11 protein-coding genes and 1 riboswitch are annotated in these 10751 nt (G+C 44.6%); of the genes, 4 read left to right on the forward strand and 7 right to left on the reverse strand.

Annotated elements, in window-relative coordinates:
- Nucleotides 1-68 precede the first annotated feature (68 nt).
- Nucleotides 69-641 (forward strand): tRNA 5-(aminomethyl)-2-thiouridylate-methyltransferase MnmM, encoded by a 573-nt coding sequence (mnmM, locus tag BBA02S_RS13690; RefSeq protein WP_041114031.1) that lies wholly within the window; start codon nt 69-71, stop codon nt 639-641.
- A 188-nt stretch (nt 642-829) separates the two neighbouring features.
- Here the strand turns inward: mnmM and BBA02S_RS13695 are convergent, their stop codons facing one another.
- Nucleotides 830-1639 carry an alpha/beta hydrolase gene (locus tag BBA02S_RS13695; protein WP_041097870.1) on the reverse strand — a complete coding sequence of 270 codons (810 nt, stop codon included), beginning with the start codon at nt 1637-1639 and terminating at the stop codon, nt 830-832.
- A 137-nt stretch (nt 1640-1776) separates the two neighbouring features.
- Between BBA02S_RS13695 and BBA02S_RS13700 the strand changes: the two genes are divergently transcribed.
- Nucleotides 1777-2301: a gamma carbonic anhydrase gene (locus BBA02S_RS13700; protein ID WP_041097871.1), complete on the forward strand. Its 525-nt coding sequence runs from the start codon at nt 1777-1779 to the stop codon at nt 2299-2301.
- Between the two features lie 26 nt (nt 2302-2327).
- Here BBA02S_RS13700 and metK read toward each other — a convergent pair whose 3' ends face one another.
- Entirely contained in the window at nt 2328-3527 is a 1200-nt protein-coding gene (metK, locus tag BBA02S_RS13705) for a methionine adenosyltransferase (protein ID WP_041114032.1), read from the reverse strand.
- A gap of 145 nt (nt 3528-3672) precedes the next feature.
- A riboswitch (SAM riboswitch) is annotated at nt 3673-3830 on the reverse strand.
- Between the two features lie 237 nt (nt 3831-4067).
- Here metK and pckA point away from each other — a divergent pair.
- Nucleotides 4068-5654, forward strand: coding sequence for a phosphoenolpyruvate carboxykinase (ATP) (pckA, locus tag BBA02S_RS13710; protein ID WP_041097875.1), 1587 nt, complete (start codon nt 4068-4070; stop codon nt 5652-5654).
- Nucleotides 5655-5699: 45 nt separating this feature from the next.
- Here the strand turns inward: pckA and BBA02S_RS13715 are convergent, their stop codons facing one another.
- The 5 genes from BBA02S_RS13715 to BBA02S_RS13735 form a co-directional block, all read right to left on the reverse strand.
- Nucleotides 5700-7802 carry an MMPL family transporter gene (locus tag BBA02S_RS13715; protein WP_041114033.1) on the reverse strand — a complete coding sequence of 701 codons (2103 nt, stop codon included), beginning with the start codon at nt 7800-7802 and terminating at the stop codon, nt 5700-5702.
- Between the two features lie 228 nt (nt 7803-8030).
- Nucleotides 8031-8273, reverse strand: coding sequence for a DUF2584 domain-containing protein (locus tag BBA02S_RS13720; RefSeq protein ID WP_041097879.1), 243 nt, complete (start codon nt 8271-8273; stop codon nt 8031-8033).
- A gap of 27 nt (nt 8274-8300) precedes the next feature.
- Nucleotides 8301-9074: an alpha/beta hydrolase family protein gene (locus BBA02S_RS13725; RefSeq protein WP_041114034.1), complete on the reverse strand. Its 774-nt coding sequence runs from the start codon at nt 9072-9074 to the stop codon at nt 8301-8303.
- Between the two features lie 19 nt (nt 9075-9093).
- A complete protein-coding gene (ytkD, locus tag BBA02S_RS13730) occupies nt 9094-9570 on the reverse strand; it encodes an RNA deprotection pyrophosphohydrolase (protein WP_041097883.1) in 477 nt (158 codons plus the stop codon).
- A gap of 116 nt (nt 9571-9686) precedes the next feature.
- Nucleotides 9687-9998 (reverse strand): hypothetical protein, encoded by a 312-nt coding sequence (locus tag BBA02S_RS13735; protein WP_041097885.1) that lies wholly within the window; start codon nt 9996-9998, stop codon nt 9687-9689.
- Nucleotides 9999-10165: 167 nt separating this feature from the next.
- Between BBA02S_RS13735 and BBA02S_RS13740 the strand changes: the two genes are divergently transcribed.
- Nucleotides 10166-10414 (forward strand): DUF6154 family protein, encoded by a 249-nt coding sequence (locus BBA02S_RS13740; protein ID WP_041097887.1) that lies wholly within the window; start codon nt 10166-10168, stop codon nt 10412-10414.
- Nucleotides 10415-10751 lie beyond the last annotated feature (337 nt).

The raw sequence follows: 10751 nt of genomic DNA on the forward strand, positions 1-10751 counted from the left end.
AACGGTTCATTTTAGGTATAATCATCAAAGGATATCTAACGATTTCTTGTAGAAAGAAGGGAAAATAGATGAAGATGGAAGGAATTCTGCCGTTTGCCCGCCTTCTGCTGGAAAAAGCGGTAATGAAGGGCAGCGCAGCTATAGATGCCACTGTCGGCAACGGACATGATACTGTATTTCTAGCCAGGCTGGTTGGTGAAGAAGGACGGGTATTTGGCTTTGATATTCAGGAAAAAGCTCTGATTAATACGACCAGCCGGCTCAAGGAACAAGGACTCAACGAACAGGTGACACTATTTGACCGCGGACATGAGCAGGCTGCTTCTTGTATTCCTCCCGAGTGGAAAAGCCGGCTGACAGGAGCTGTCTTTAACCTCGGCTATTTGCCAAAGGGAGATAAGTCTATTGTCACCAAACCGGAGACAACAATCACTGCTGTAAAGCAAATTTTTGAGATGCTTGTCCCCGGCGGCATCATTGTACTTGTGATCTATCATGGACATGAGGAGGGAAGGGAGGAAAAAGAAAAACTAATCGACTTTGTGGAAAAGATCGATCAGCAAAAGGCGCACGTGCTTCGTTATGAATTTATCAATCAGGCAAACAACCCTCCTTTTATTCTTGCTATCGAAAAAAGATAAATTCAGGAAAGAAGCCGCTCTTATCCAGGCAAAATAAGCAGGCGCAAGCATAAGATGCTTGCGCCTGCTTATTTAACCCCTCTTACCTCACCGCAGTCTCTGTCTGTCGGCCATTTTCATGCAAGAAGCCGATGACTTTTCCGAATAGGCTGCAAAGGCATTTGAAGGGGGACAGGCGTATTGCCGCCTCATTCTTCAATCACGTATCCTAATAAACGGAGACGGTTCTCCACAAATCCTTTTGCATAGTGAAAAACCTCTTCCCTCTCCGGTTCATTAAATATTTCATGATACAAGCCCGGCCATTCCTTGTAATGCATTTCCGACAAATCAAGCCGGTGAAACCATTTTCTGACGGTTTTTTTGTCAACAATCAGATCATGGCCGGCTTGCATGATAAGAAGCGGAACATCCGGCACCTCTCCCGCTTTTAAATCCGCGGTCTTTATTGCCTGCAGCAGTTCGCGGTACCATCGAACGGACACTTTATTAACATAGAGTGCATCTTCCTTATCAGCTTGCCGCACCTCTTCATTTCTTGTCGCCATGTCAACAGTCAGGCCAGAAGAAAACTTTACTGAAGGGGAAAGCGAATTTAATCCATGCGATAGAATATCCATAATTTTTGGTGGTGTATGAATCATTCCCAGACAAGGAGAGGATAAAATAACGCCCGCGGTTTCTACTTCCATTTCCTGCAGCAGGCGAATAGCAACTAGCCCTCCCATGCTGTGTCCCAATATAAACAAAGGCAGATCAAACTGATAAGCCGCCTGTATCCAGTCCTTTACTTCGTCAATGTACTCATTAAAAGATGAAATGTGCCCTCTTTGCGCTCTCGATGTCATGCCCTGGCCAGGTAAATCGCCCATAACCACATGAAAGCCGTTTCTGCGCCACATTTCAATCAGCCAACCGTAACGCCCATGGTGCTCCATTGCTCCATGAATCATCACGATAACACCTTTTGGCTGTTGTTCTGTTTCCCATTTCCACATCACGCATCTTCCTCCGGCTTTTTATAGTCCTATACTTTTTTACCTTCTATTATACAAACCAAATCGTTTTAGATAAAATAATAAGCAAATCCAATTCTATTTTCCTTTGCGGGAACATGAAAGAAGGAGAGAAAACGATGATCTATCCTTACAATAACAAAACACCTGAGATTGCTGAATCTGCCTACATAGCTGATTATGTAACCATTACTGGCGATGTGACAATCGGCGAAGAAACCAATATTTGGTTCAACACTTCGATACGTGGAGATGTCGCTCCGACAGTGATTGGCAGCAAAGTAAGCATTCAAGACAATTCTGTGCTTCATCAAAGCCCAAACAACCCGCTTATCATTGAAGATGAAGTAACAATCGGCCACCAAGTGATTCTCCATAGCTGTAAAATTCGAAAGCAAGCGCTGATCGGCATGGGTTCCATTATTCTTGACAATGCAGAAATTGGGGAAGGGGCTTTTATTGGAGCCGGCAGCCTTGTTCCTCAAGGAAAAGTCATTCCCCCTCATTCTGTCGCCTTTGGACGGCCAGCGAAAGTGATCCGTCCAGTGAATGAGGAGGACAAAAAAGACATGGAACGCATCGTTAGAGAATACGTTGAAAAAGGCCAATATTACAAAAGCATACAAAAAAATCCTGGGGGCTAAGCAGTCCCCAGGATTTTTTCTTTTTATTAATTTGCCGCCTGGCTTTTCAGAATTTCAGCCTTGTCTGTTCTTTCCCAAGGAAGGTCGACATCCACACGGCCGAAGTGTCCGTACGCTGCTGTTTGTTTGTAGATTGGACGGCGAAGGTCAAGCATATTGATAATGCCTGCCGGACGCAAATCAAAGTTGCTGCGCACAAGTTCAACAAGCGCTTCTTCAGAAACCTTGCCCGTGCCAAACGCATCAATCGCAATCGAAACAGGCTGAGCCACACCGATTGCATAAGCAAGCTGAACTTCACATTTATCAGCAAGACCGGCAGCTACAATATTTTTCGCTACATAACGAGCGGCATAGGCTGCTGAACGGTCTACTTTTGTCGGATCTTTACCGGAGAAGGCACCGCCGCCGTGACGTGCATAACCGCCATACGTATCAACGATAATCTTGCGGCCGGTTAAACCAGCATCTCCCTGAGGTCCGCCAATCACAAAGCGGCCTGTCGGATTAATAAAGAATTTTGTATTTTCATCAATTAATTCAGCAGGAACAACCGGATCAATGACATGTTGGCGCAAATCGCTTTGAATTTGCTCAAGCGTCACTTCTGGATGATGCTGTGTGGAAATAACAATTGTATCGATTCTTACCGGCTTGTCGTTTTCATCATATTCAACTGTCACTTGTGTTTTTCCGTCCGGACGCAAATAAGAAAGTGTTTCTTCTTTTCTCACCTTTGTCAGCTGACGGGATAATTTATGAGCTAGGGAAATTGGCAGCGGCATTAATTCTGCTGTTTCATTACAAGCAAAACCAAACATTAACCCTTGGTCTCCCGCACCGATCGCTTCGATTTCTTCATCGCTCATCTGGCCTTCACGTGCTTCAAGCGCAACGTCTACTCCTGCCGCAATATCCGGGGACTGTTCATCAATAGATGTCAGCACGCCGCAAGTATCCGCATCAAAGCCATACTTGGCACGCGTGTAGCCAATCTCTCTGATGGTTTCCCGAACAATTTTATTAATATCGACATAAGAAGAGGTTGTAATCTCCCCCGCTACGAGCACAAGCCCAGTGGTAACAGATGTTTCTGCTGCTACACGTGCATTTGGATCTTTTGATAAGATTTCATCTAGGATTGCATCGGAAATTTGATCGCAAATCTTATCCGGATGCCCTTCAGTGACTGACTCTGAAGTAAAGAGACGACGATTGTTAGTCATGAAACTTCCTCCTTAAAAATGATCAACTGACTGCCGATCGTTAATGGTACGGTACTCATTTCCCCTAAGTTTATCCTTTTAAAATAAAAAAACCCCTCCTGAAATAAAGAGAGGAAAGGTTGGTCTTATCAACATAGGCCTTTCACTCTTATCGTTCAAGGTTTTGCCCTTGCTGCAGGTTAGCACCTTTGTCTTGAATACCACTTATATTTATAAGTACTGACAATCAGGATAACTGACAGTCAATCAAGCAGGTTGCCGGGCTTCATCGGGCCTGTCCCCTCCGCCAGCTCAGGATAAGAGTATCCGTTCAAGGTTACATAATACGAAATCCAATCAGTAATGTCAACTGCTTTGGCGTAAAAAATTCCTTGTTTTTTCAGTTTCTTTTTATAGAAAATCGGACAAGATTAAATAAAAAATGTCACAAAAAAAATAAGTGAATAGTATAGACTATTAAACGTAATGTGTTATACTAATTTTTGAGCAAATACTGAGAGAACAACTACTTAAATTCAGATAAAGGATGGTTATTAATTTATGAAGACTGCAAGCGTTTCAAGCGAAATTCTGGAACTTTTAAAAGGTGGCAACGTAACAATGCAGCCATCTGTACCGTTGCTCGTAGAAAAAGTACTGAATCGCAAAGAAGGCGTGTTAACTGCTTCTGGAGCGGTTCGTGCCGAAACAGGCAAATACACTGGACGTTCTCCTAAAGATAAGTTTATCGTTGAGGAGCCATCAGTAAAAGATAAAATTGATTGGGGCACAGTGAATGAACCGATTTCTGCTGAGGTGTTTGATCAATTATACACGAAAGTGATCAATTATTTAAAGGAAAGAGAAGAATTATTTGTTTTCAAGGGATTTGCAGGAGCAGACCCGGCTCACCGCCTGCCGATCCAAGTCATCAACGAATATGCCTGGCATAACCTGTTTGCCCATCAGCTGTTCATCCGCCCATCGGAGGAAGAATTAAAAAGCCATCAAGCCGGCTTTACGATTGTTTCTGCTCCGAACTTTAAAGCAGACCCTGCAGTAGATGGAACGAGATCAGAAGCATTTATCATCATTTCTTTTGAGCGCCGCATCGTTTTGATCGGCGGAACGGAATATGCAGGAGAAATGAAAAAATCTATTTTCTCTGTCATGAACTTCTTGCTTCCTGAAAACGACATTCTATCTATGCATTGCTCAGCCAATGTGGGCTATGAAGGCGATGTTGCTTTATTCTTCGGACTTTCCGGCACAGGAAAAACAACATTAAGCGCAGATCCAAACCGCCGTTTAATCGGGGATGACGAGCATGGCTGGTCTGCTAACGGGGTATTCAACATTGAAGGCGGCTGCTATGCAAAAACGATTGGCCTTTCCCGTGAAAAAGAACCGCAAATTTTTGATGCGATCCGTTTCGGTTCCGTTCTTGAAAATGTTGTACTGGATGAAAATTCCCGTATTCCGAATTACAACGACAACCGCTTAACAGAAAATACGCGCGCCGCTTACCCGCTGCAAGCTATCGACAACATCGTTGATCCAAGCGTAGCCGGCCATCCAAATACAATTATTTTCTTAACAGCTGATGCGTTCGGCATCTTGCCTCCAATCAGCAAATTAACGAAAGAGCAAGCAATGTACCATTTCTTGAGCGGTTACACATCTAAACTTGCTGGTACAGAGCGTGGTGTGACATCTCCGCAAGCAACCTTCTCTACTTGCTTCGGCTCGCCATTCCTTCCGCTTGAGGCTACACGCTATGCGGAAATGCTCGGCAAGAAAATCGATGAGCACAACGTTCAAGTTTTCCTTGTGAACACAGGCTGGACTGGCGGCGAATACGGTGTCGGTTCCCGCATGAAGCTGGCTTATACACGGGCTATGGTGCAAGCAGCTCTTGAAGGCGAATTAAATAATGTTGAAACTTATACAACTAAAACATTCGGCCTGCAAATTCCGCTTCATGTACCTGGTGTACCTGATGACGTTCTCATCCCTCGCAAAGCTTGGGCTGATGAAGATGCCTTTATGACAAAAGCGGCAGAGCTTGCTGGCAAATTCCGTGAAAACTTCAAGAAGTTCTCCAATGTTCCAAAAGAAATTATTGAACTTGGCGGACCACAAATTTAATAAACCAAACTGAAAGGACATCGCCAATTCGGCGATGTCCTTTTTCTATAAATGGTTCCGGCGCATGCCCGCCCGGTCTTTTTCAAAAACAAGCAGCAAGGAAGGCAGCAGCAAGCCGCGAACAATAAAGGTATCAATTAATATGCCCACAGCAACAATAAAACCGAAAACAAATAAGATTTCAATAGGCTGTGTCATTAATACGGCAAAGGTCGCCGCCAAAATAATACCGGCGGATGAAATCACTCCTCCTGTTTTAGCCACTGCAATGCTTACCGCTTCATCAAGCGGGCGGCTGCCGCGCTCTTCTGTATATCTTGATACTAAAATAATATTGTAGTCGATTCCTAATGCCACAAGGAAAATGAAAGAGTACAGCGGCACACGGGTACTGATGGCATCAATTCCAAACAAAGCTTTAGTTAAAAACATGCCAAGTCCGAGAGCCGCCAGGAACGACAGCAGAATGGTGCCGACCATATAAAGCGGCATTTTCACAGAGCGGGTTAAGAGGACAAGCATCACAAAAATCAATAATGTTTCTAACAAGACAATCACTTTCAAATCACGGCTGTTTAACAGGCGGTCATCCAGCTTCTCAGCTGTTTCTCCGGCAAAATAAAGTGTGCCCTTGGCTTCGGCATTTGTTGCAATGTTCTCTGCCCGTTTCCGAAGCTGGGCAAGAGCATCCATAGCCGGCGACTCATAAGGGCTTCCTGTAAAGGACAAGGAAAGTTCATGTGCTTTCCCGTCTTTCGTGGAGCCTTCTGCTCGTACCTTAGCTACTCCCTCCTGCTTCTCTAGCTCAGCCGCCAGTTTGGCCATATCTCCTTGTCCTTCAAACAGAACGGTCGTTGGAGCTAAATCACCAGCGGCAAATTTTTTCTCAATAATTTCATACCCTTCTAAAGACGGCATATCATCCGGAAAAGATTTCAGCGTGTTAAATTCATATTTTACATTAAATACGTTCAAGGAAGCGAGGAGAAGCAAGATGACGACAGTGCTGCCAATAACAAGCGGTTTGGCTGTCACAAAACGGGCAATGCGTCCCCAGATTCCCTCTTCCGCTTCGATCACGTCCCCTGCTTTCGGCACTCTCGGCCAGAATGATTTTCTTCCAAACAGCACGAACAGTGCCGGAACCAGTGTAACCGAAGCCAGCATAATAACAGCAACGACCGTGGCAAAGATAGGCGCGAAGTTTTGATAGTCGCGGATAACAGCAAAGAAGAGAACAAGCATAGCAGCGAGTACGGTACCCCCCGAAAAGAATACAGGCTCTCCCGTTTCACGCATGGCCTGCTTCATTGCCTCAAATTTGCTCTCCTGGCGTCTTAATTCTTCCCGGTAGCGGGCAAGAACAAACAAGGAATAATCCGTCACCGCTGCAAATAGCAAAATCGTCATAATAGACAGCGATTGGCTGCTCATTTCCAGTCCGGCTTTGCCGTATAGTCCTAAAATCCGGTCTGTTACCGCATAGACCACCATTGATGCCAGCAAAGGAATGAAGGCAAGGAGCGGCGAACGGTAAATAATGATCAACAGCACGAGGATCAGCCCCACGGTTGATAAAAGAAGAACGATATCAGCTTGGGAAAATAACGCTGTTGTATCTACGGCAATGCCAGCTGGACCAGTCACACGCACTTGCAGATCCTCGGTTTCTTCCTTTGCTATGTTCGTTACAGATTGAATTGCCGGCTTCAACTCATCGCTTTCCAGTCCTTCCTGAAAAACCAGCGGAATGGCTGCAGCTGAACGATCCATTGACATAAATTCGTTTTGTGCGGGGGGAGGAAGCTGGCTGAACGGCACAATTTCCTTTAAATTTTTTATTTCCTTGCGCTCAATGGCTGCCATGGCTTTAGCAAGTTGGGCTGTTTCAATTTCCTGATTATCAGCATTAAAAACGAGAATAGCTGGTATGCCTTTATCATTCGGAAAATATTGATCCGTTTTTTCAGCCGCTTCCATCGCTGGAGAATCGCTGGGAAGCGATTGAATAGAAGATGCGCTATACTCACGCGAACTTGGAGCCAAAGCACTTAACCCGCCTGCCAGCAGCAGCCAGATAAGCAGAACGGCCCACATTCCTTTTTTGGTAGAAACCCAATCAGTCACAGGCTTAAGTACTTTCTTCATCTTTGCTCCTCCTCTTCCTTCCATGTCCTTGATCGGACGCCTATTCTTTTTTTATTTAGGCCGGTTCATTAATATAATTGCTGGCTGATGGATAGATTGAAAGGCATTCACCTTTGAAGCCGGAGATCGCTTGCTTCTTACTAAAAAACAGTGCCTATGGAATTACACTTTTTAATAAAAGATAAATGCAAACAAAAGCGGCTGAAAATTATTTCGCCGCTTTTTTCGTCAATTTGTCGAATTCAAAGAAATCAACCTGTATGTAATTTCCGTCTGCTCTTTTTGCCATTCAACTTTTTCAATAATAGCTGTGCCAGTAATATCCCCGTTCTTGGTTTTAAACACATGAATAGGAATATCTATCGGATACAGACGATATCCCTCTTTCGTTAAAGAAAACAAATTTTCCTCTTTTCTTTGCTCTCTTCCTTTTGTTACAATCATCGTATTTAGTTCCATTGGCATCCCCATGCCTTCTCCTCCTCGCCATTGTGAGTCTTATTGTTTTTTCATCCAAGCGCATAAATCCATCACAATCTGCCGGTTCACCGCCGGGGGAAAGTAATGGTCATATTGATTAAAGTACCACGTTTCAGCCGGATGTTCCACCTGCTTCAGCCTCTCTTCCAGGCGAAAAGCATGCTCAGGGGAGACATTCTTATCTCTCAGCCCGTGAATAATCAAAACAGGCGGCTTCAGTCGTTCAAGCTGATAAAGCGGCGTACGCCACTCATAGAGCTCCTCCTGCTTATAAGGGCTGGCGCCAATCACTCTTTTCATCATCCGGCGCAAATCTTTTCTTTCTTCATAGGTCAATCTCATATCAGACACTCCGCCCCATGTCACAACAGAAGCAGCCTCCTCTTTTTCCAAAGCAGTCAGCAACGCCATCACACCGCCTCGGGAAAACCCAAAAATATGTACCCGGCCGGTAACACGCGGATGCGATTGCAGCAGCTCAAAAGCTGAAAAAGCATCTTCTCTGTCTTCACCGGCAAAATCCTCATTTCCCTCCCCGCCGCGGTTGCCGCGGTAAAAAGGGGCAAAAACAATAAAGCCTTCAGAGGCAAACTGGGCAATTCGTGCCGGCCGAACCATGCCTACATTTTTGATGCCGCCCCGCAAGTACAGAAAACCATCGTATAGGCCCTCCTGCACCGGCTCAGCAAGCAGTCCCTTGATCTTTAGGTCTCCTGACCAATAAGTGACCATAGAAAGGTGCACATGCGGATTAGGAGAAGGGAAACGAAAGCATTCAATGATTCTCTCCATCTTATCACCACGTCCATCATCATGTTAGCCGCTGTTCCTCCCGCAAGAATTCCAGCGTTCTTTCGACCACTTCATCTTGCATTAAAAAGCTAAAACGCTTGTCCATTCTCTCTGCAAGCAAATCCTCTCCGAATAGCACTGGACCCTCTGTTTCCAAGTAATGGTCTCTTCTTTCTATTTTCCCTATCTCCGCAAAAAAAATCGCTTTGACGAAAGGAACTTCGGGCTGTTTCACAAAATATTCGCCAATAAATCGCAGCTTTTCAATAACCGCTCCTGTCTCTTCAAACACTTCGCGTCTCGCTGCCTCTTCAACCGTCTCTCCCTCTTCTACTTTTCCTCCGGGAAATTCCAATCCACGCTGCGGATGAAGCGTCAGCAGCCAATCCTGCTTGAAACGGCAAAAAACAATGACATGCCGGGCGGACAATGAAAAGGCGTCCCGCTTAAAAGCAAGCGTCACCCGGCAGCCATTTTTATCTGTAAACTCTATCATGCCTTCCCCCTGCTTCCGTCGTCCACAGTTACAAGCGGCGGCCGCTTGTACAGTTTGACAAGTTTGAGTTTATTATACCTTATTTTGCTTAGCAGGGGCGAACAAAGTCCCGCGAATTAAAAATCCCCCATCTCTTCTATATGCTGCTTCGCCTCTTCGTCGCCAAGCTCATAAATCATCTGATAGATTTTTCGCAGATGGTCATCATATTGGTCATTCCCAGAGTCTTTATGATATTCGCGATAAGGAATATGCGCGCGCAGAAAGTTGCCTATTTCTACCGAGTAATTGGCATCAAACAACTCTCTCAGCGACGTAATTTCTTCATCCGATGCGTAAATTTTAAAGCTCCAAGGAGAGACGGTTGGCTTTCTCATAATTTCTCCCGTCTCGATAGCAATGTAATATACGTTTTTTCCTTCTTCCATGTTAGACACCTCCTTTGCTTATCGTTCCCTGTCCGTTCGTAAAAATGACTGAAATGAAACATTTTCTCTGCTTGCTTATTCATTGGTTTATTTGGCCGAATTGGGGTATAAATGTTAATAAGGAAGAAAAAGAACGCTCATACATTACAGCAAAGGAGAAGGTCCACTTGAAATTAGTAGATGAATTATTTGAAATGTACCGCGGAAAACTTCAAGGTACAGAAGAAGACCTGGACATGATTACGTTGGCAGTGCTTGAACAGCTTTCGCAAAAAGAAATCCTGTCGATCATTAAAGAATTAAATGAAGACGAATTGACGTACTTCTTCCGTCTTTATTTATTTGAAGCATTAAAGCAAAAATTTGATATGGATAGTATGGGGGACAATTTCGACGACAACCGCTTATACCATTAAATACATAATTGATGACCGCTTACGCAATAAAAGGATGCTCTCCGATTGGAGGCATCCTTTCAGTTTGCCGACAAAAGAGAGGAGGAGCGGTCTTGTTCCGAGCCCTTCTAATACGGAAAAAAAGGAGCTTTATCATGCAGCCGCCTCTGACCAATCATAACTAAAAAAGAAAGCAATCACTGCCTTTACGAACCGGATCATTCTGTGTCACACGCTGATCTAGGGCAGGCACTTCCACTTGATCCCGTTGAATGGAATGGTGTTTCGAAAGCCTCTCCCTCACCTCAACCATTTTGTACGTCTACCCTAACTTTATATAACCTGTTGATTGGAATGG

This window comes from Bacillus badius NBRC 15713, assembly GCF_001591605.1.
GTDB lineage: Bacteria > Bacillota > Bacilli > Bacillales > Domibacillaceae > Pseudobacillus > Pseudobacillus badius.

What these genes read in the sequence shown, in the direction of transcription:
- BBA02S_RS13700 (WP_041097871.1), top strand. Translation starts at nt 1,777, where the DNA reads ATGATCTATCCTTACAATAACAAAACACCTGAGATTGCTGAATCTGCC.
- BBA02S_RS13735 (WP_041097885.1), bottom strand. Translation starts at nt 9,998, where the DNA reads ATGGAAGAAGGAAAAAACGTATATTACATTGCTATCGAGACGGGAGAA.
- pckA (WP_041097875.1), top strand. Translation starts at nt 4,068, where the DNA reads ATGAAGACTGCAAGCGTTTCAAGCGAAATTCTGGAACTTTTAAAAGGT.
- mnmM (WP_041114031.1), top strand. Translation starts at nt 69, where the DNA reads ATGAAGATGGAAGGAATTCTGCCGTTTGCCCGCCTTCTGCTGGAAAAA.
- BBA02S_RS13715 (WP_041114033.1), bottom strand. Translation starts at nt 7,802, where the DNA reads ATGAAGAAAGTACTTAAGCCTGTGACTGATTGGGTTTCTACCAAAAAA.
- metK (WP_041114032.1), bottom strand. Translation starts at nt 3,527, where the DNA reads ATGACTAACAATCGTCGTCTCTTTACTTCAGAGTCAGTCACTGAAGGG.
- ytkD (WP_041097883.1), bottom strand. Translation starts at nt 9,570, where the DNA reads ATGATAGAGTTTACAGATAAAAATGGCTGCCGGGTGACGCTTGCTTTT.
- BBA02S_RS13725 (WP_041114034.1), bottom strand. Translation starts at nt 9,074, where the DNA reads ATGGAGAGAATCATTGAATGCTTTCGTTTCCCTTCTCCTAATCCGCAT.
- BBA02S_RS13720 (WP_041097879.1), bottom strand. Translation starts at nt 8,273, where the DNA reads ATGGGGATGCCAATGGAACTAAATACGATGATTGTAACAAAAGGAAGA.
- BBA02S_RS13695 (WP_041097870.1), bottom strand. Translation starts at nt 1,639, where the DNA reads ATGTGGAAATGGGAAACAGAACAACAGCCAAAAGGTGTTATCGTGATG.